Below are 21,458 nucleotides of genomic sequence, written 5' to 3' on the forward strand. Positions count from 1 at the left end.
GTGTAAACTTAAACGTATAGCGTGACTGCAGATATTTTCCGGTCACGTGGATGCTTTAATGTTTGGAGATTCATGAGAGAATGGAAGGGAGGAATTTATTGGAAAGATTAAAAAGAGAAAATGCCAGGACTAGAGCTTTTCAAAAATAGAAGCAAAGTCCTTATAAAATACATAAATCTTTTTTGTATTTCTTTCGATATACGAGATAAGTAGTAGGCTAAATTATGCAATTTGGCGTAATTGCCTGCAAACAAGGATGAAAACACCAGACTTCTCTATCTGTACCGTTTGTGGATGATGGAGACAGATAGTGTTTGGTGTTGCAGGGGGCTACTGCACTTCTGCTATTAGGGAAGAGGGGGATTTTTTTGGAGAAATCAACATTAATAGGTCTTATCGCGGGGCTTATAGCGATTTTCGGTGGTATGGTCTTAAAAGGTGCACCTATCACGGCTTTGAACAACCCCGCAGCGTTCCTGATCATTATTGTCGGTACATTCGCTTGTCTTCTCACAGCTTTCCGCATGGAAGAGATGAAGACCCTGCCAAGATTGATCAAAATGACGTTTCAGGCACCGCCTTCGCATCAGAAAGGCGAATTGCTGCAGCTTTTTATTGAGCTTTCTCAGATTGCCCGCCGTGAGGGTATTCTTGCATTGGAAAGTCGTGTGGAAGATATTTCTGATCCGTTTTTCAAAACAGGCCTCAGTATGGTCATTGATGGTATGGATCCGGATTTTGTCAGCGATGTACTTGATGCCGAAATTTCTGTGATGCAGGAACGTCATTCCTTGGGGCGTTTGATGCTGACACAAGCTGGCACCTATGCACCTACACTGGGGGTTCTTGGAGCCGTTGTTGGTTTGATTGCGGCTTTAAGTAATTTGTCTGACGTTAATGTTGTCGGACATGCTATTGCGGCAGCCTTTGTTGCAACGATCCTTGGTATCTATACGGCGTATGTTCTTTGGCTTCCGTGGGCAAATAAACTCAAGATTATGTCGGATTCTGAAATTAGCCAAAAGCGCATGATTGTGGAAGGTATTCTTTCTTTGCAAGCTGGCGATTCGCCTACGGCTATTGAGGCAAAGCTCATGGTATTCATCCCGCAGTCGGAACGCGAAGGCTTGAAGAAGGAGGCATAAGGCATGGCACGAAAGAAGAGACATGCACCGCACGAAGAAGAAGCGGGCGAGGCTTGGCTTCTGCCTTATTCCGATCTCATGACGCTGCTTCTTGCGACGTTTATTGCCTTATATGCTATTTCCGCTACGGATGCCAATAAAATGGCGCAGATGGCACAAGCCTTCAGTGCTGCCTTCAATACTGGCGGGCCATCTTTTTTCAGCCAACTGGGTCCGAGTGCGAGCAGGCAGGCCGAAAATTTAGCTACGGATGACAAGGGAAACAGCGCATATATACAAGAGGCGAAATCCTTGCAAAATGTTCAGAAAGAGCTTGAAGAGTATATTAAGCAGAATGGTCTTGAAGGAGAATTGAATACGACGATGTCCGATGATGGACTAATGATTCGTATCAAAGAAAAGGCGCTTTTCCCTTCTGGGTCTGCTGAACTTGTAGGAGAATCACAAAAAATTGGGCCTGTCGTTGCAGGATTGCTGGCTAAAATACCTGAGAGAGTTGTGATTTCTGGACATACGGATAATATGCCGATTGCGACAGCTCAGTATCCTTCGAACTGGGAGCTCAGTTCACAAAGAGCCTTGAATTTTATGAAGTTCTTGCTCGCGAATAATTCTACATTGAATCCAGCACGGTTTAGCGCTATTGGTTATAGTGAATATCGACCAATCGCTGACAACAAAACGGATGAAGGTCGGGCACAGAACCGCCGTGTTGAGGTGCTTATTGCGCGCAGCTATCAGTTCAATCCGGACAGCTCCTCCGATGAGACACTGGTTGCGAGGCCTGAGTTGCCGGATGCAGCACCGAATCTTTCTGCTGGTGCGCAGCCGGTAATCACACCGATACGTCCGACGGCTCCGGGAAACATACCCCAACCGCAAGAACCTCTACCTGCTCAGTCGGCACAATAAGGATAGGTGCTTCCCTGATCCTTACGGTGATGCTGGAAAGACCCTATGTTTCAGTCAAAGAGCAGATTGTATGGTTTCCCTAGCAAAATATTGATGTGAAGGCTGGCTTTATGTGTTCCTAAAATAAAGCCGGCCTTTTGAATATGCACAACATTTTTAGCTGGGAGTTGGAGAGTGAGTGATATATGTTGCTTGGCTTAGGAATAGATATTGTAGAGATTTCACGTATGGAGAAAGCTGTTTCACGTGAATCTTTTAGGAAGCGTGTATTTACAAAGGCTGAACAAGCCTACTGCGATGGACGGCGAACCCAATCTGCAGCAGCCTATGCTGTTCGTTGGGCGGGTAAGGAGTCTGTACTTAAAGCATTTGGGACGGGGTTGCGCAGGGGAAGATTACTTGACATCGAAATTCTTCCTGATGCCATGGGAGCGCCTCAGGTACATCTTTCAGGATACTATGCTTCATTGGCTGAAATGCGAGGTGTCCAGAAAGTGTTCATTTCTCTTAGTCATGAACGGGAATATGCAATTGCACAATGTGTTTTGGAAGGAGGTACCGCATGAAAATCGCTTTGTCCGAAGAGATGCGCAATATTGATAAGAACGCTGTGGAAGAATACGGCATCCCGGAGATTCTTCTTATGGAGAATGCAGGCCGTGAAGTTGCTGCTTCTTTTGAAGAATATTTGGGAGGATTTTCTGGCAAAAAAATTTGTGTGCTTGCAGGTAATGGCAATAACGGTGGTGATGCTTTTGCGGCTGCTCGTCATATAGTGAATCGTGGGGCAAATGTCAGTATTTTTTTGGTGGGAAATCCTGCTCATTTGACAAAAAGTGCAGCTTTGAATCGTGATATTGATATTAAGATGGGAATTCCTGTCCATGTGATAGAAGCGGAACGTGATTGGGATAAGTTGCAAGTATCCTTACGTTTTGTGGACGGTGTTGTGGATGGTATTCTTGGCACGGGTTTTAGAGGGGATTTACAAGAAAAAATTACACGTGTGATCCGAATGGTGAATAGTCAAAGAAAACCCGTGATCTCTATTGATATAGCTACGGGGATAGAGGCGGATACAGGCTGTGTTCCAACAGAAGCTATTAAGGCCGATTTGACCGTTACTTTCGGTTTGCCTAAGTTCGGGCATATGCTTTCTCCTGGGGGGACGGCTACGGGAAAACTTCTTGTCGATGATATTGGCATACCAAAACTTTTACTTGAAGATGAAAATATTCGTCAAGCCTATCTCGATGAAGAAACTGTTTCATCTGTACTTTTGCCGCGGCCTCTTGATGTTCATAAGGGCTCTTGTGGGCGAATCTTAGTCGTCGCTGGATCTCGAGGTATGTCTGGAGCCGCGGCTCTTGCAGCGCTTTCTGTACTTAAAAGCGGCGCCGGCGTATCTGTTCTTGCTGTTCCTGAAACGCTGCAGGAAATGATGGAAGCGAAGTTAACCGAGGTCATGACAGTTCCGTTGCCGGGAACGCCGGAAGACGCTATAGATGTCGCGGCTACGGGAACCTTGTTGACTTTGGCTGAAAAATTTGATGCCGTCTTGCTTGGTCCTGGTCTGGGACGTTCACCAGAAACGCAAAAGATGGTTCAAGAATTTTGTTCCGCTGTTAAGAAGCCATTGATTCTTGATGCCGATGCAATTCATGCATTTCATGGAAAAACAGAAATTTTCAAGAATTTTGCGTTTGTTCCTATACTCACTCCGCACCTTGGAGAAATGGCTGCCCTCCTCGACACTACGGTGGAAGGATTGCGGACATCTCTTTTGGACACGGCACGAAAGGCATCTCAGAAATATCATGCTGTTTTTGTTGTTAAAAGTGAATGCACAATGATCTTTTATCCCGATGGTCAGGTTTTTGTCACATCCAAGGGGAATTCCGGCATGGCAACGGCAGGATCCGGCGATGTCCTTGCTGGCACAATTGCAGGACTTTTAAAGCAAACCGCCGCAGGTTTAGCCCCTCTTGCAGGAGTGTATATTCATGGTCTTGCAGGTGACATGGCAGCAAAGGAAAAAGGATACGGTATTATTGCCTCAGATATTTTGGAACATATTCCACAGGCAATGCGAACGCTTTATTGATATAATTCAAATCTGATTGGGCCTTTTGGGCAATTCTTCTTTTATGAAAGGATTTCCATAGCTAAGAGAAGAATAGGAACTATTGTATATGATTTATGAAGTGCGCTTTCCTAGGGGTTTTGCATATGCTATTCCATATTCCAATTCAGATTCAAGGCATTTTGTCTACGATCAGTTTCCTTGATGTTGTTGATATTCTCATTGTGGCTTTGATTTTGTATAAGCTTTATGCGATGCTGCAGGGAACACGTGCTATTACTCTTGTTAAGGGATTGCTTGTAATTTTGGCGTTGACGCTCGTTTGCAACTGGCTTTCCCTGCATGTCATTTATTGGCTTCTGCAGCAGACTCTTACCTTGCTTTTTGTCGCCTTGCCGATTGTTTTTCAGCCAGAACTTAGACGGACGTTGGAACATTTAGGTCAGGGGAGATTCTTGGGGAAATCGCTTTTTCTCGATGATGATGATGCGCGTAATTTGGTGAATGCAATTGATCGGGCTGTAATGAAACTTTCTTCAGAAAAAACGGGAGCCTTGCTTGTCTTTGAGCGTGATATGGGACTTAAGGAGTTCACGATGAAGGGAATTCAGATGGATGCTTTGATATCGGCTGAACTTCTCGGGAATGTATTTGTTCCCAATACACCTTTGCATGATGGAGCCGCGATTTTTCGCGGTAGTCGTTTAGTTGCAGCAGGCTGCATGCTGCCTCTTACAGATAATTCCTCGTTAAGCATGGAATTGGGTTCGCGACACCGAGCAGCTCTTGGTTTATCCGAACAAACCGATGCTTTGATTGTTGTTGTCAGTGAGGAAACTGGTACGGTATCTATCGCAGAAAATGGTCGTCTTGCTCGCCGCTTGAGTTCAGAGCATCTCAAAACTTACTTGCGACCACTCTTTATTCCAAAGACAACAGGCCTCAAGGACATGTTTTCGAATTGGAGGAAGGGAAAATGATAACACGCCTAAAGGCTCTCTTTCGACGGAACCTTCCTGCTAAAATCATTGCTTTCATTGTTGCCATCATACTTTGGCTTTTTGTGATGAATGAACAGAATCCACAAATTGAAGGAACATTTACAGTTCCTGTGGATATGGTAAATGCGCTTGAAGGATATAAGATTACACAGAATGTAAAGAATGTAAAAATAAAGGTTCGCGGGGCACGTTCACTTTTTGTTTCAGCAGAGGCCAGCGATTTCAAGGCATATATCGATCTTACGGGATATAATTCGGGTGACTATGAAACCAAGATTCAAGCCGTTCTGCCTCAGGGCTTTGAATTGGTTGATATTCAACCTGCTTCTACAGCTGTAAATCTCGATAAGATTATCCAGAGGGAAGTGCATATAGACCTTATTGTAACTGGAACCGCATCTCCTGGACTTACCGTGGATAAAATATCCCAATCAATGAATACCGTGCTCATCGAAGGTCCGGAATCTCGTGTGAATGAAATTGATCGTGCAGTAGGTTATGTGGGCTTGGCTGGGAATCATGAAGATTTCAGTTTACAGGTACCACTTACAGCAATTACTTCTGACGGAAAGGCTCTCGATGACATCACGATTCTTCCGCGAACTGTACGGGTTTCAGTACAGCTTGCACGTGGGCTGGCACGCAAAATTGTGAGCGTGCATCCTGTTGTGGGAGGAGTTCCGCCAGAAGGGTTTGTGCTTGTCCAGGTGCAAGCTGATCCTGCCAAAATCGAGGCTGCCGGAGATGCTACTGTTCTCGCAAAACTTACTGCCATTGACACGGAGCCGCTGTCGTTGACTGATTTGAAGCAAAGCGATAAAAGGACAGTCCAACTTGTATTGCCCGATGGGGTCACCGTTTCCAATCGAGAGGTTGTAGTTACATTTGAACTGAAGCCCAAGGAAGCAGTAAAGGAAAAGGGTTCCTCATGATAAGAATAAGCAATTTGTTTGTTCCATTGTCCGACGAACGTTCATTGGAACAATTGACGGCCGAACGTTTGGGGTTATTGGAACAGGCTATCCACAAGGTGGTAATTGTTCGTAAGGCTCTTGACGCTCGTCGCTATCGTGGAGCTGCCCTTGCTTTTATCTATACGCTTGATGTGAAGGTCAAGGGGTCGGAGAAAAAAGTGTTGTCAAGTTTGAAACACGATTACAATGTTACCGTCGCTCCAGTGAAAAAGAAGCTTGTATTTAAACATTGCATGCCTCTTCTTAAAGGAGAGTGTCCACCCGTTGTTGTGGGATTTGGTCCTTCCGGTATGTTTGCTGCACTTACGCTTGCGCGGGCAGGATATGCACCGCTTGTTTTGGAGCGTGGGTATGATGTTGACGCGCGTCATGCTGCTATCGCGCGCTTTTGGCATACAGGTGTCCTCGATGTACGATCTAACGTTCAATTTGGCGAAGGGGGAGCAGGAACCTTTTCTGATGGTAAGTTGATGACGCGCAGTGGAGATCCTTTAGTGCAAGAGGTACTCGATGCGTTTATTGCGGCGGGGGCGCCCGAGGAAATTAAATACCTCCATAAGCCCCATATCGGTACTGATCTCTTGTGCGGGATTGTCAAACGTATGCGCGAAGAAATCTTGCGCCTGGGCGGTAGGGTTCGCTTTTCCGCTCAAGTGACGGATGTTGAACTGAAAAAAGAAGCCGTATGTGCGCTTATTGTTAATGGTGAGGAACGCGTGGAGACATCGGCGGCGTTCTTTGCTATCGGACATTCGGCGAGAGATACCTACGAAATGCTTTTAAGGAAGGGCCTTTTCATGCAGGCAAAAGCATTTGCAGTAGGTGTGCGGGTCGAACATCCGCAAAGCCTCATTGATCAAGCTCAGTATAAAGAAGCTGCAGGAAACGCACGACTGCCTGCAGCAGACTACAGCTTGACTTACCAGGACAAGATACGCGGCAGGGGGGCGTACTCCTTTTGCATGTGTCCTGGAGGGCAGGTGATAGCGGCCGCTTCTGAATCTTCACGTGTTGTAACGAACGGTATGAGTTCGTATTGTCGGGATTCCGGTACGGCAAATGCTGCCTTGTTGGTACAGGTTAGCCCGAAAGATTTTGGCGGCGAAGTACTCTCGGGCATGGAGTTCCAGAGAACGTGCGAAAGCATGGCCTTTCGTTTGGCAGGCAGTAATTACTGTGCGCCTGTACAGTCTGTCGGCGACTTTTTGACGCATCGAAAGGGGTCACATGATTTTCTTGTGTCGCCAACGTATCTGCCCGGCACACATCCTTGCGACCTGCATGAGTGTCTGCCGCGTTTTGTCACAGATACGCTCGAGGATGCCTTGCACGCTTTTGATCGCCGTATTCCAGGTTTTGCTGCGCCCGATGCACCGCTTACCGGTGTGGAAACACGCTCTTCCGCACCATGCCGCATCGTAAGGGAAAAAGCGAGTTTCTTGGCACTCGGAATTTCTGGGTTGTACCCTATAGGTGAAGGAGCCGGCTATGCCGGCGGCATCATGAGCGCCGCTGTTGATGGTATGAAAGCGGCACTTGCGTTTTTGGTTCAAATGCATTCGCTCAAAAAACAGTGTTGAAACAGCGGGAAGGAATAGGAGAGAAATTTATGGCAAGACTTTTTGGCACAGATGGTGTTCGCGGTGAGGCAAATACAGTGCTTTGTCCCGAACTCGCTTATCGTTTGGGATGGGCTGCGGCACTTTATTTTGGTGACAAGGTGCAGAAAAAGCCTTTGATCATTATTGGGCGGGACACGCGCATTTCGGGCAATCTCTTCGAGTCTGCCTTGGCGACGGGCATCTGCTCTGCCGGCGGACGTGTCGAGATTGTCGGTGTCTGCCCAACGCCTGCCATTGCCTATCTGGCAAGGACGCATAAGGCTGCTGCGGGTATTGTCATCTCGGCGTCTCACAACCCGTTTTATGATAACGGAATCAAGTTTTTTGGCGGCGATGGTTACAAATTGCCCGATTCTGTAGAGGATGAGATTGAAAGTCTCGTGCGTCGCATGGAGGCGGGTGAGAAGCTGCCGCGCGCGACGCGTGAGAACATTGGTCGAATCAAACGCCGAAAGGAGTATGTGCGCGAGTACATTGACTTCGTGCAGAGCACGGCGGGGATGCAGCTCGATGGTTTGAAAATTGTGCTCGACTGTGCGAATGGCGCGGCGTACGACTGCATGCCGCGTGTTCTGCGCCGCTTGGGCGCCGATGTACATGTGATTCATGCCGAGCCCGACGGCATCAACATCAACAAGAATTGCGGCTCGACACATCTCGCCGTACTGCAGAGGGCGGTGCTCGCCGAAGGCGCCGATATCGGCATAGCGCATGACGGCGACGCTGACCGTTGCCTGTGTGTGGATGAAAAGGGTGCGGTCATCGATGGTGACCACATTCTCGTTATGTGCGCCAAAGGTATGATGGAGAAGGGAACGCTCGCGGGCAATACAGTCGTGACGACAGTCATGGCGAATATCGGATTCCATAAAGCGATCGAGGAAGCGGGCGGACGTGTGGAAATTACGCAGGTTGGCGATCGTTATGTGCTCGAAAATATGCGCGAGCATGGTTATCGTCTCGGCGGTGAGCAGTCGGGACACATCATCTTCTCCGATTTCAGCACGACGGGCGATGGGCTCATTACCGCGCTGCAAGTGCTCGCAGCTCTGAAGCACACGGGTCGTAAGGCATCGGAGCTTTCCTCGCTGATGACGAGTTATCCTCAGATTTTGCTGAACGTCGTCGTCGCAACGAAGGAAGGTTGGGAAAAGAACGAGGCAATTGCTGCCGCCATTGAAGCAGGGACAAAGGAACTTGGCAGGGACGGCAGAATTCTTGTGCGTCCTTCGGGTACGGAGCCGCTGATCCGTGTGATGGCGGAAGGCCCTGACCAAGCGCAGCTTGAGATGATTTGTCAGCGCATCGCCGATGTTGTCAAGGAGGAACAAGGATGATACGCCCCGTCATAGTGTTCGCAAGTTTTGGTGCGAGCACACAAGAGATGCATGAGAAGAGCATAGCCCCGATTATTCGTGAAATAGGGAAAGCGTTTCCAAACTTTGTGATTGTTGAAGCCTATACGTCTGCATTTATTCGCCGTCGCTTGAAAAACGAGGGCATAGAAATGCTGTCTTTAGAAGAGCAGTTAGAAGAGCTTTGCCAAAAAGGCGTGCGGGAAGTTTATGTGCAGCCTGCTCATTTAACACCGGGTGAGGAATACGAAAAAAAGATTCTTGAAGCGGCAAAGTTGTTTTATGCGCGCTTTGCAGTACTCAAGGTTGGTGAGCCCGTCTTTTTCCGACAGAATGACACGAAAAATGATGATATCGCGTGCGGTCTCTCAGCAATTTTTCCAGATTTTGCATCGGATGAAGAAGAAGCTGTAGTTCTTCTCGGTCATGGTTCGCCGCATAGACATAATCCTATTTATATGTTTATGCAGGAATGGGCAGACAAGCAAGGGCTGCCCATACATATCGGCGTGATCGAGGAAACGGATACGCCGAATTTTGCGATGGTTCTGGAACGCTTGAGGAAAAGCGGAAAAAAGCATGTCTTGCTCGCACCGCTCCTTTTGACAAGCGGAATCCATATCATTGAAGATATGGCGGGGGATACACCAGAATCCTGGAAAAATCGATTGAGGCAGGCAGGTTTTTTTGTCCGCCTTGATATGCATTCTCTTGGTGAACGGACTGCATTCCGTCATCTTTATATAAAAAAATTGAAGAGACTTATAGGAGAGAATAGCTGAAAGTTATATATGCTATTCCTAAAAAGTATTTTAATTTTTTGAAAATTCATCTATAATAGAAACAAGAAAATACACTTTCTTGCAAGACGCAGCAGTTCTATCTATTTAAAATGAGGTGAGTGTATGTCACAGCCAGTAACAACGAATCCTTTGGTTATCATGTTAATCAACATGACCGTCGTATTCCTCGTCTTGGTTTCACTGAGTTTCTTGATTCGTCTGATCCATATTCTTGATCCGACGAAGAAAAAAGAAGAATCGTCCGTCGTAACTGCCCCGATTCCAGCAGCACCGATTGTCGTTCCGGAACCAGAACCGGAGCCTGCCACCGAAGGCCTTTCATCAGAAATTGTTGCAGCAATCACAGCGGCTGTTACACTCTGTGGCTTTTCTGGCGGGGCAATCCGCACAATCCGTCCGTTGGCGCGCGACGGCTGGAAAAATTCAGGTCGTGCTTTGCGATAGCATACCGGATGCAAAGGAGGCAGAACAATGGAATTCCTCAATGCTTTTACCGTATCACTACAAGCCGTGTGGGCAGGATCTGGCTTTTCCCACTTTACTATGGGCAACGGTATCATGATCTTCGTCGGTCTCGTTCTTCTTTACTTGGCATTTGCCAAAGAGTTTGAGCCTTTGCTCTTGGGACCCATCGCTTTTGGCTGTATTTTGGCGAACTTCCCGGAAACAGGTTTTTTCGGTGAAGAGATGAATGTCATGAAAGCAATCAATTTTGGTATCACGTACGAAATCTTTCCTCCGCTCATTTTTCTTGGCATCGGCGCCATGACAGATTTTGGTCCCTTGATTGCCAATCCTAATACGCTTCTTCTGGGAGCGGCGGCGCAGGTTGGTGTATTTGTTGCCCTTGGGCTTGCGATGGTCTTTAACTTCTCTGTCGAAGAGGCCGCTGCTATCGGTATCATTGGTGGTGCCGATGGGCCGACGTCTATCTATTTGGCTTCGAAGCTCGCACCCAATCTTTTGGGCGCAATAGCTGTGGCGGCGTACTCCTACATGTCGCTTGTGCCGCTTATCCAACCGCCAATCATGAAGCTCTTTACAACAAAGAAAGAACGTGAAGTCGTCATGGAACAGCTGCGTGATGTTTCGAAGTTTGAGAAGGTAATCTTCCCGCTTGTTGCGACGATCTTCATCAGCCTGCTCTTGCCATCCATCGCAGCGCTTCTCGGTATGCTCATGCTCGGCAATCTTTTCCGTGAATCAGGTGTTACTGACCGCCTTTCGGATACGGCACAAAATTCTCTTTGCAACATCATCACGATTTTCCTTGCCACTGGCACGGGTATGACGATGTCGGCAGAACATTTTCTCACGAGAGATACCCTGCTCATCATCATGCTGGGTCTCATCGCATTCATCGGAGGTACTGCGGGTGGTGTCATTTTTGGCAAGCTCATGTACGTCGTTTCGGGCGGTAAGGTTAACCCGCTCATCGGTTCCGCGGGTGTTTCCGCTGTGCCGATGGCGGCGCGCGTCAGCCAGGTTGTCGGAGCTAAAGCGAAGCCTGGTAACTTCCTCTTGATGCACGCCATGGGTCCGAATGTTGCCGGCGTCATCGGTACAGCCGTTGCTGCAGGTACGATGCTTGCAATGCTCGGAAGGTAAGTAAAGTTTTATATGCTTTGCAGCGGCAGGAGTAATGCTCCTGCCGCTTTTTTGCACGAAGGCAAAGAAAAACGCTGTTGAAAGTGAATTCAGCAGCGTTTTGTGTGTTATTTCGATTCGATATTTTTGACCTTCTCGCGAATCTCTTCGAGCTGCTCCTTGCTCGGCACGTTCGCGATACGAATCATGTCGAGGCAGATGTTGCAACCGGCGTCCTTGAGTTCATTCTCGACGAGTTTGATGCTCTGTCCGCCCCAGCCGTAGGAGCCGAAAGCGAAGGCTTCGCGTCCCTTCGGCGCGAGTCCCTTGAGATAGCAGAGGAAGCCTGCGATGGTCGGCATCATCTGATTGTTGATGGTTGGCGAGCCGACGGCAAGGTAGCGGCTCGTGAGGACGTCGACGACGATGTCGGACATATGCGTCTTCTTGATGTCATAGAACTGCGTAGGCAGACCCTTTTCGGCGAAGGCCTCAGCGATGGCGCGCGCCATCTTTTCTGTCGAATGCCACATGGAGTCGAAGACGACGACGGCCTTATCTTCCAACTCGCCCGTGCTCCATTTCTGATAGGCGGCAAGGATGTCAGGGATATGGGAGCGCCAGAGGCGGCCGTGTCCCGTAGCGATCATCTCGATGTCGATGCCCGCGAGTGCTTTTAAGGCTGTCTGCGCTTGGCGTCCATAAAGCATGAGGATGTTCGCGTAATACTTCTTTGCCTCTTCCATGAGGACGGCGAAGTCCACCTCATCATCGAAGAGCTTGGAGGCGGCAAGATGCTGTCCGAAGGCGTCGTTTGAGAAGAGGATCTTTTCCTCGGGGCAGTAAGTGACCATGCTGTCGGGCCAATGGAGCATAGGTGTCGGCACAAATTGCAGCGTACGCTTGCCAAGGTTAAGTGTGTCGCCTGCTTTGACACCGTGGTAGGGAAGATCGCCGTAGTGGGCGGTCAATCCCTTGAAACCGTTGGGGTCGCTCGTGTAGATTTCCGCCTTGGGGCAAAGCTTCATCATCGCTGGGATGGAACCTGAGTGATCGGGCTCGACATGGTTCGAAACGATGATGTCAATCTTGGCGGGGTCGATGACGGAGGAGATACGAGCGATGAGCTCATCGCGGAAGGGCTCCTTCACCGTATCGATCAGCGTAATCTTTTCATCGAGGATGAGGTAAGCGTTGTAGCTTGAACCGCGGCCTGTTTCATAACCGTGGAAGCTGCGCATTGACCAGTCAATAGCGCCAACCCAATAGATTCCCTTCTTAATTTCAATTGCCTGCATAATATTCCGCCTTTCTGTGCGAACGGATTACATCCGTTTATTTTAATGTCTGCAAGTCATATTGTATATCGTAACTGAAATAAAGACAATATATAATCATGGTGTCGGAGAAGTTATTTTTCCAGCATTTGGTCTGCTTTTGTCTTCACTTGCGGCCAGGCTTCGTTTACCGCTTTTGCAATCCTTTGTTTGCCCTGCACGTCCTCATGGAGGCCGTCGAGACCCATCATTGTCGGCAAAAGTGCGTTATCAGCGAAGTAGGCTGCCACGTCGATATGGACTTGTGTGCGCAGAAAATCATTGACTAGTGTGAATTGTTCTTGCCAGTCGTCTGCCGTTGGTTCATTGAAGGTACGGGCAATATTGTCCGGGTTGATCGGTGGCAAGGTGAGAAATATGGGACGTATGTCGTTTGCGAGACACAGTTCCTTGATTTCCTTGAAATTTTCAATGACTTCGGAAGCGCGTACACCGGCGCGCAAACTGTTCGTTCCATTCATGATAAGGAGATAACGAGGACGGAAGGGCAAGACATCATCATCAAAGCGTTCAAGCATTGTTTCGCTCGTATCGCCGCTCATTGAAAGGTTGATAGCAGGAAAATCAAGATAGGAAAGCCAGCTGAATTCGTAATCAGCAGGTCCGTAGGAGATATGACCACCGCCGTGGCTTATGCTGTCCCCAAAAATAGCGATTTCCCATTTTTCACGCGGATCGTTGCAAAACTTTATTGCAGGGGACCAGTCACTCATAGGAGTCCCTGTTTCGTCGAGTGAACGCACGCGCCAGTAAAAGAAGCCTTCGGTAATGCGGGGGCTTGGGTCGTAAAGTTCGCTGGAATTCGTCGTCATCTGGTCAAGGGGTTCGGCAGAGGGATTTTCTATAGGATTTTCACGGTAGAGGGCAACTTCAAAAGCATGTGCACTATAAGGTCTCACCCAGTGGTAGACAGGGTAAAGGAGCGGTGCTGTAAGCTCGGAAGAAACAATAGGAAGCGGCACGGTCATCACGCTCGGCACGATGGCAGGACTTGTATAAAGTGGTATGAGTGTGCTGAAAAGAGAAACGGGAGTGTCGTCGAAATCTAGGGCACGCACGCGCCAGTAGAGAGGAGCACGTCCTAAAAGATCGGCAGCAAAGAGAAAAAGTGGCGGATTGTAGTTGTTGGCATAAATCTCATCGGAGCGCCAAACAGCTTCTTTGGAGGGGATATCTGGGTAGCAGGCTGCAGGCACTTGTCGAAAAAATTCAATCTCGTAATGAGTGGCATCGACCTTCTTTTCCCATGTTAGAATCGGAGAAAAAGAAAGGGGGTGTGCAGCGGATGATTCAGTTGCTGTAAGAAGCGGTATGTTATCGTAAAGTGCTTGGTCGCTTTCTGAAACAGTTGCACAAAGGATAAAAGGAATGCTAAGGAAGGGGAGGATATAGATTGGGCGCCAAAAATGAGGCAAATCGTTCAACTCCTAGTTGTTTTGGCAACGGTGCCAAGTTTGCCATAATAGGTTTTTATTATATAAGGATTCGGAAGTAAGGTCAACTAAGTAAGGATTTCTCCTATAAATTTTCCGAATTGTTCCTCATGCTGTTTATTTACAACAGGAATGGTTCGGTGTATAATAGGACGTAGCGGGTATTACCCACATTTATGTGTTTTCTGTCTTTCTATAAAGAGGGGAGCAATTCAAAACATGAGCAAAAAAATGAAGACCATGGACGGCAACACGGCTGCAGGATATATTTCCTACGCATTTACCGATGTTGCCGCCATCTACCCGATCACGCCGTCCTCGCCGATGGCGGAGCATGTCGATGCTCTGGCGGCGAAAGGTACGAAGAACATCTTCGGTCAGAAGGTGCGCGTCATCGAGATGCAGTCCGAGGCAGGCGCGGCGGGTGCTGTGCACGGCTCTCTGCAGGCTGGCGCTCTGACGACGACGTACACGGCTTCGCAGGGCTTCCTGCTGATGATCCCGAACCTCTACAAGATTGCCGGTGAGCTCCTTCCTGGCGTCTTCCATGTGAGCGCCCGTGCTCTGGCGACTTCCTCCCTCAATATTTTCGGCGATCAGCGCGATGTCATGGCAGCGCGTCAAACGGGCTGTGCGATGCTGTGTGAGGCGAGCGTGCAGGAGGTCATGGATCTCGCCGCTGTCGCGCATCTCGTCGCCATCAAGGGGCGCGTGCCGTTCATCAACTTCTTCGACGGTTTCCGCACGTCGCATGAGATTCAGAAGATCGAAGTCATCGACTTTGACGATCTTGCGAAACTCCTCGACTGGGATGCGGTCAAGGAGTTCCGGGCACGCGCACTGAACCCGAATCATCCGGTCATCCGCGGTACGGCGCAGAATCCGGATATCTACTTCCAGTCGCAGGAAGCCGCCAACAAGTACTATGAAGCGCTGCCTGAGCTTGTTGAGGAAGCCATGGCGGATCTCGCGAAGATCACGGGTCGCGAGCATCATCTCTTCGACTATCATGGTGCAAAGGATGCCGAGCGTATCATCATCGCCATGGGCTCCATCTGTCAGACGGCCGGCGAAGCCGTGGATTATCTCAATTCTAAGGGTGAAAAGGTCGGCCTTCTTTCCGTCCATCTCTATCGTCCGTTCTCGCTCGAGCATTTCTTCAAGGTTTTGCCGAAGACGGTCAAGAAGATCGCCGTTCTCGACCGCACGAAGGAGCCAGGCGCGATCGGCGAGCCGCTCTACCTCGACGTCAAGGCGGCGTTCTACAACTCCGACATGAACCCTGTCATCGTCGGCGGCCGCTACGGTCTCGGCGGCAAGGACACGACGCCCGATCATGTCCTCTCGGTCTACGAGGAACTCAAGAAGGACGATCCGAAGCACGGCTTTACGATCGCCATTGACGACGATGTCACGCATACGTCGCTCGCTGAGTACCCCGAGGATGTTGATCTCACGCCGGAGGGCACGACGGCCTGCAAGTTCTGGGGTCTTGGCTCGGACGGTACGGTCGGTGCGAACAAGAGCGCCATCAAGATCATCGGCGACAAGACCGACATGTATGCACAAGCGTATTTCGCCTACGACTCGAAGAAGTCGGGCGGCATCACGATGTCGCATCTGCGCTTCGGCAAGTCCCCAATCAATTCGCCGTACCTCATTCACAACGCGAACTTCATTTCGTGTTCGCAGCAGTCGTATGTGACGAAGTACGATCTCCTCGCAGGCCTCAAGCGCGGCGGCAAGTTCCTGCTCAACACGGTTTGGAGCGAGGAGGATCTCTCGAAGCACCTGCCCGCCTACATGAAGCGCTACATCGCGAAGAACGACATCGAGTTCTACACGGTCAACGCTGTGGAAATCGCCAAGAAGCTCGGTCTCGGTGGTCGCTTCAACATGGTCATGCAGTCCGCGTTCTTCAAGCTCGCGAACATCATTCCGATTGAGACGGCTGTCAAATACCTCAAGGATGCTGTCGTCACATCGTACGGTAAGAAGGGTCAAAAGATCGTCGACATGAACAACGGCGCCATCGACAAGGGTATCGAGGCTCTGCATCGCGTCAATGTTCCTGCGGACTGGGCGAATGCCGAGGACGAGAAGGAAGAAGCGCATGATATTCCGGCGTTCATCACGGGCGTTCAGAACGTCATGAACCGCCAGGAAGGCGATCGTCTCAAGGTTTCGCAGTTTGCTGAGGAAATGGTTGACGGCACGTTCCCCGTCGGCGGCGCGGCTTACGAGAAGCGCGGCACGGCGATCAATGTTCCCGTGTGGAACGCCGAAAAGTGCATCGGCTGCAACCAGTGCTCCTACGTCTGCCCGCATGCGACCATTCGTCCTGTGCTCACGACGGACGCCGAGAAGGATGCGGCGCCGGAGGGCTTCCCGTGGAAGAAGGTCAAGACGGTCAAGGACTACAACTTCACGATTGCCGTCTCCACGATGGACTGCCTCGGCTGCGGCAACTGCGCACAGGTCTGCCCGGCGAAGGCGCTCGACATGAAGCCGCTTGACGACGATCTCAAGGCGAAGCAGGCATATTTCGATTATGCGGTTGACACGACGAAGGTCGCGACGAAGAAGAACCCGATGAAGAAGGACACGGTCATCGGCTCGCAGTTTGAGAAGCCGCTGCTCGAATTCTCGGGCGCTTGCGCAGGCTGCGGCGAGACGCCGTACGCGAAACTCCTCACGCAGCTCTTCGGCGATCGCATGATGATCTCGAATGCTACGGGCTGCTCGTCGATCTGGGGTGGCAGCGCACCGGCGATGCCGTACACGAAGAACGAAAAGGGCTATGGCCCGGCTTGGGCGAACTCCCTCTTCGAGGACAACGCAGAGTTCGGTCTCGGCATGTTCCTCGGCGTTCGTGCGATTCGCGACCGCATTGCGGCCGATGTCGATGCGGCGCTTGCGGATGGTAAGGGAAGTGCAGATCTCCAGGCTGCTTTGAAGGACTGGAAGGACAACATGGCCGAAGGCGAAGGCACGCGCGAGCGCGCTGACAAGCTGACGGAACTTCTCGAAAAGGAGAAGGGCACGGACGAGCTTCTGAACAAGATTTACGATGAGCGCGACTACTTCGTGAAGCGTTCGCAGTGGATCTTCGGCGGCGACGGCTGGGCTTACGATATCGGCTACGGCGGCGTCGACCATGTGCTTGCTTCGGGCGAGGATGTCAACATCTTCGTGTTCGATACGGAGGTCTACTCCAATACGGGCGGTCAGGCTTCGAAGTCCACGCCGGCAGCTGCGATTGCAGAGTTCGCTGCGACGGGCAAGAAGACGAAGAAGAAGGATCTCGGCATGATGGCGATGTCCTATGGCTACGTCTATGTCGCGCAGGTCAACATGGGCGCCGACCACAACCAGGTCTTGAAGGCGATTAAGGAAGCTGAGGCTTATAAAGGACCTTCGCTCATCATCGCTTATGCGCCGTGCATCAACCACGGCATCCGCATCGGCATGGGCTGCAGCCAGGAAGAGGGCAAGCGCGCCAACGCCTGCGGTTACTGGGCGAACTACCGCTTCAATCCGACCCTCGTCGGCACGGACAAGAATCCGTTCACGCTCGACTCGAAGGAGCCAGATTTCAGCAAGTTCCAGGAATTCCTGCAGGGCGAGGTTCGCTACGCTTCCCTGAAGCGCAGCTTCCCCGAGGCTGCCGACGCACTCTTCGAGAAGACGGAGAGCGACGCAAGGATGAGAATCGAAGGCTACAAGAAGCTTGCCGGAAAGTAAATAACAGTTCTGGAAAAACGGTGGAGGGGCGCATTTTTGTGCGCCTCTTTTTCTGTTTGATTTTATCCGGCTCTTTCCCAAAGAACCTTGTATTTCCCCCTTGATTATGGTATCATGCTTAATATGGCATAATGGGTTTTAAACGACATTTGATATTGCAATTGACCAGAAATGTCACAGGAAAGTATATGTAGGAGGGTATTTCAGACCATGAAAGTTACTGCAGAAAAGATGGATAACCACGAAGTAGTGTTGACAATAGAGGTAGAGGCAGATGCATTAAAAAAAGCCGAAACAAAAGCCTGCAAAGATCTTGCGAGCCGTGTGAGCATACCAGGTTTTCGTAAAGGAAAAGCACCGCGTCATATTATTGAACAGCGTGTGGGCAAGAAGGCAATTCTTGATGCGGCATTTGATCTTGTGGCGGACAAGGCCTTTCTGGATGCCATTAAGGAGCAGGATGTTGTACCTGTATCGCGCCCTGACATCGAAACGTTAACATTGGAAGAGGGACAAGATGTTGTCTTTAAAGCTCGTTTTACAGCAAAACCGGAAGTTAAATTAGGCGAATACAAGGGTCTTAAAATTGAGAAAAAGGTTGATGCAGTTACTGATACAGATGTTGATAATGAGCTTGAAAACATGCGCCGCCGTCGTAGTCAGATGGTTGACGCGCCAGAGGGAGCTAGTGTCAAAACTGGTGATCTTGTGACACTTGATTTCAAAGGATTTGTCAACAATGAACCCTTTGAGGGCGGCGAAGGAAAGGATTACCCACTGGAGATTGGCTCCAATCGTTTTATTCCCGGTTTTGAGGAGCAACTTATCGGAATCAAGATTGGTGAACAACGGGATGTTAATGTAACATTCCCTGAGGAGTATCATTCGCAAGAGCTTGCTGGAAAAGCAGCAAAATTTGAATGTGTGATTCATAGCATCAAAGAACGCCAACTTCCTGAACTCAATGATGAATTTGCCCGGAAAGTCAGCAAGTTTCAGACGCTAGCAGAACTCAAAGTGGATATCCGTAAGAATCTTGAGCAAAATGCCGAAAAGAAGGCAGAAAATGATCAACATGCGGCTGCTATTGAACAGGCAACAGAGAATATCATCGTTGATATTCCAACAATTATGGTGGACAACCGTGTTACACTTATGATCCAGGAAATGGCTATGCGCCTTGAGCAACAGGGAATGAAACTTGAGCAATATCTGCAATATGCAGGGACAGATCTCGCGCAAATTCGTGAGAAGTACCGCAAAACGGCAGAAGAAAATGTAAAAACAGACTTGATGCTGGAAGCCGTTGCCAAAGCAGAAAATATCGAGGTTAACGATAAAGATCTTGAGGCAGAAATTTCAGCTATGGCAATGGCTTATGGAGCTACACCTGCACAAGTTCGTAAGATTGTCAAGGAACAAGGCCGCATTGCCGATCTTGTTACGACAGTATTGCGCAAAAAAACGACGCAATTCATTCTTGACAACATCGTGGAGTAATCTCGACAACACAGCACTATAAACGGAGTGATTACATGAGCAGCTATATGAGCAGCTATGTTCCTATGGTAGTAGAACGATCAAATCGCGGAGAACGCGCTTATGACATCTATTCACGCCTCTTGAAAGATCGAATCGTATTTGTTGGTGGCCCGATTGACGACAACGTAGCAAATGTTGTCGTTGCCCAACTTCTTTTTCTTGAATCTGAGGATCCTGATAAAGATATCCACCTCTATATTAATAGTCCTGGCGGTGTTGTGACGGCGGGTCTTGCGATTTATGATACGATGCAATATATCCGACCAGATGTATCAACGATTTGTATTGGTCAGGCGGCAAGTATGGGATCGCTTCTCCTCACGGCAGGAGCGCCGGGTAAACGTTATGCGCTTCCTTTGGCGCGTATCATGATACATCAGCCTTTGGGCGGCGCGCAGGGGCAGTCGACGGATATCCAAATTCAGGCAAAAGAAATTTTGCGTTTGCGTGAAGTCGGCAACGATATCCTTGTCAAACATACGGGACAGCCGCGTGAAAAACTCATGGCGGATACGGAACGCGATAACTTTATGACTGCGGAAGAGGCCAAAGCGTATGGGCTTATTGACAAAGTCATCACACGTCCAGTCAAAGAGTCTAAGCCCAAAGAGTAAGAGGTGGTACCATGTTGAAGTTTGGGGATGAAAAAGGTCAACTCAAATGCTCTTTTTGTGGCAAATCACAGGAGCAGGTCAGAAAACTAGTTGCTGGCCCTGGTGTCTACATCTGTGATGAATGTATTGAGCTTTGCAATGAAATTATCGAAGAAGAGTTTAATGAAGATGTTGAAGTGGAGCTCAAGGATGTACCGAAACCAAAGGAGATTCGCCAAATCCTCGATCAATATGTGATTGGGCAGGAGGAAGCGAAAAAAACGCTTTCTGTAGCTGTCTACAACCACTATAAACGCATTAATCGTGCAGTTGGAAAAACTGATGATGTGGAGTTGCAAAAATCCAATATTCTCATGATTGGCCCGACGGGAAGCGGTAAGACCTTGCTTGCCCAAACACTTGCAAAAATTCTCAATGTACCATTTGCCATAGCCGATGCCACATCTTTAACAGAGGCAGGTTATGTTGGAGAGGATGTTGAGAATATCCTTCTGAAACTCATACAGGCTGCTGATTACGATGTTGAGAAAGCCGAAAAGGGCATCATCTATATCGATGAAATCGATAAGATTGCACGGAAATCAGAAAATCCTTCCATTACACGTGATGTGTCGGGCGAAGGTGTTCAACAGGCACTTTTGAAGATTCTTGAGGGAACAGTGGCTTCAGTGCCGCCGCAAGGCGGACGCAAACACCCACATCAAGAACTCATCCAGATTGACACGACAAATATTCTGTTTCTTTGTGGCGGTGCGTTCGATGGCATTGAAAAAATTATCGAAAATCGCCTTGGTAAAAAGAATATGGGATTTGGTGCTGAAATCGAGTCTAAGGTTGAACGCAATATTGGTGAGACACTTCGCCATATTTTGCCGGAAGACTTGCTGAAAAACGGATTGATTCCTGAATTCATCGGGCGTCTTCCAATCGTTGTGACACTTGAGGCACTTGGTGAGGATACACTTGTGCGCATCCTCACGGAGCCAAAGAATGCCTTGATAAAACAGTACCAGAAACTACTGGAGATGGATGGAGTAAAGCTCGATTTTGATGATGAAGCGCTCCATCTTATTGCCAAGGAAGCATTAAAGCGAAAGACTGGGGCTCGTGGTTTGCGCTCTATCATTGAGAGTATTATGCGTAATGTCATGTATGAAGTACCTTCAGTAGAAGGTGTTTCACTTTGTCGGGTCACGAAAGAAGTCATTACTGAAAAGAAGGATCCTGACTTGACCATCGATAAAGTTAAAATGAAGAGTGCAGACAAAGAAGTATCAGCTTGAGCATCGAAAGAAGGGCGCTGCGG

At 49.0% G+C, this 21,458-nt stretch carries 17 protein-coding genes; 15 read left to right on the forward strand and 2 right to left on the reverse strand.

The window, feature by feature from the left end; all coding sequences use genetic code 11:
* Positions 1-368 precede the first annotated feature (368 nt).
* The 11 genes from motA to ACRTGH_RS10620 all read left to right on the forward strand — a co-directional run bounded on the left by motA (position 369) and on the right by ACRTGH_RS10620 (position 11,503).
* Positions 369-1,145 carry a flagellar motor stator protein MotA gene (gene motA / locus ACRTGH_RS10570; RefSeq protein ID WP_368846073.1) on the forward strand — a complete coding sequence of 259 codons (777 nt, stop codon included), beginning with the start codon at positions 369-371 and terminating at the stop codon, positions 1,143-1,145.
* A 3-nt stretch (positions 1,146-1,148) separates the two neighbouring features.
* Entirely contained in the window at positions 1,149-2,057 is a 909-nt protein-coding gene (locus ACRTGH_RS10575) for a flagellar motor protein MotB (RefSeq protein WP_368846072.1), read from the forward strand.
* A 185-nt stretch (positions 2,058-2,242) separates the two neighbouring features.
* Positions 2,243-2,623: a holo-ACP synthase gene (acpS, locus tag ACRTGH_RS10580; protein ID WP_368846071.1), complete on the forward strand. Its 381-nt coding sequence runs from the start codon at positions 2,243-2,245 to the stop codon at positions 2,621-2,623.
* Entirely contained in the window at positions 2,620-4,161 is a 1,542-nt protein-coding gene (locus ACRTGH_RS10585; protein WP_368846070.1) for an NAD(P)H-hydrate dehydratase, read from the forward strand. Before acpS ends, ACRTGH_RS10585 begins: the two co-directional genes overlap by 4 nt.
* Before the next feature lie 125 nt (positions 4,162-4,286).
* On the forward strand, positions 4,287-5,120 hold the full coding sequence (gene cdaA / locus ACRTGH_RS10590; protein WP_368846069.1) for a diadenylate cyclase CdaA: 834 nt from the start codon (positions 4,287-4,289) through the stop codon (positions 5,118-5,120).
* Positions 5,117-6,073: a CdaR family protein gene (locus ACRTGH_RS10595; protein ID WP_368846068.1), complete on the forward strand. Its 957-nt coding sequence runs from the start codon at positions 5,117-5,119 to the stop codon at positions 6,071-6,073. Before cdaA ends, ACRTGH_RS10595 begins: the two co-directional genes overlap by 4 nt.
* Complete coding sequence (locus ACRTGH_RS10600; RefSeq protein WP_368846067.1) at positions 6,070-7,695, forward strand: NAD(P)/FAD-dependent oxidoreductase; 1,626 nt, start codon at positions 6,070-6,072, stop codon at positions 7,693-7,695. Before ACRTGH_RS10595 ends, ACRTGH_RS10600 begins: the two co-directional genes overlap by 4 nt.
* 29 nt (positions 7,696-7,724) lie before the next feature.
* A complete protein-coding gene (glmM, locus tag ACRTGH_RS10605) occupies positions 7,725-9,074 on the forward strand; it encodes a phosphoglucosamine mutase (RefSeq protein ID WP_368846066.1) in 1,350 nt (449 codons plus the stop codon).
* A complete protein-coding gene (locus tag ACRTGH_RS10610) occupies positions 9,071-9,874 on the forward strand; it encodes a sirohydrochlorin cobaltochelatase (RefSeq protein WP_368846065.1) in 804 nt (267 codons plus the stop codon). The genes glmM and ACRTGH_RS10610 overlap by 4 nt, the downstream gene beginning before the upstream one ends.
* Positions 9,875-9,997: 123 nt before the next feature.
* Entirely contained in the window at positions 9,998-10,339 is a 342-nt protein-coding gene (locus ACRTGH_RS10615; protein ID WP_368846064.1) for an OadG family protein, read from the forward strand.
* 27 nt (positions 10,340-10,366) lie between these two features.
* Positions 10,367-11,503, forward strand: a complete 1,137-nt coding sequence (locus ACRTGH_RS10620; RefSeq protein WP_368846063.1) for a sodium ion-translocating decarboxylase subunit beta — start codon at positions 10,367-10,369, stop codon at positions 11,501-11,503.
* A gap of 107 nt (positions 11,504-11,610) precedes the next feature.
* Here ACRTGH_RS10620 and ACRTGH_RS10625 read toward each other — a convergent pair whose 3' ends face one another.
* Both ACRTGH_RS10625 and ACRTGH_RS10630 read right to left on the reverse strand, forming a co-directional pair.
* Positions 11,611-12,780, reverse strand: a complete 1,170-nt coding sequence (locus tag ACRTGH_RS10625) for an FprA family A-type flavoprotein (protein WP_368846062.1) — start codon at positions 12,778-12,780, stop codon at positions 11,611-11,613.
* Between the two features lie 113 nt (positions 12,781-12,893).
* Positions 12,894-14,234, reverse strand: a complete 1,341-nt coding sequence (locus ACRTGH_RS10630; protein ID WP_368846061.1) for an SGNH/GDSL hydrolase family protein — start codon at positions 14,232-14,234, stop codon at positions 12,894-12,896.
* A gap of 237 nt (positions 14,235-14,471) precedes the next feature.
* On the opposite strand from ACRTGH_RS10630, the gene nifJ reads away from it, so the two are divergent.
* From nifJ to clpX, 4 genes are all read left to right on the forward strand, one after another.
* Positions 14,472-17,996 carry a pyruvate:ferredoxin (flavodoxin) oxidoreductase gene (gene nifJ / locus ACRTGH_RS10635; RefSeq protein ID WP_368846060.1) on the forward strand — a complete coding sequence of 1,175 codons (3,525 nt, stop codon included), beginning with the start codon at positions 14,472-14,474 and terminating at the stop codon, positions 17,994-17,996.
* Between the two features lie 210 nt (positions 17,997-18,206).
* Entirely contained in the window at positions 18,207-19,496 is a 1,290-nt protein-coding gene (gene tig, locus ACRTGH_RS10640; RefSeq protein WP_368846059.1) for a trigger factor, read from the forward strand.
* Positions 19,497-19,543: 47 nt separating this feature from the next.
* Positions 19,544-20,152, forward strand: coding sequence for an ATP-dependent Clp endopeptidase proteolytic subunit ClpP (gene clpP, locus ACRTGH_RS10645; RefSeq protein ID WP_368846230.1), 609 nt, complete (start codon positions 19,544-19,546; stop codon positions 20,150-20,152).
* Positions 20,153-20,163: 11 nt separating this feature from the next.
* Positions 20,164-21,435, forward strand: a complete 1,272-nt coding sequence (gene clpX / locus ACRTGH_RS10650) for an ATP-dependent Clp protease ATP-binding subunit ClpX (protein WP_368846058.1) — start codon at positions 20,164-20,166, stop codon at positions 21,433-21,435.
* Positions 21,436-21,458 lie beyond the last annotated feature (23 nt).

Source organism: Selenomonas oralis (assembly GCF_051603425.1).
GTDB classification, from domain to species: Bacteria; Bacillota; Negativicutes; order Selenomonadales; family Selenomonadaceae; genus Selenomonas; species Selenomonas sputigena_A.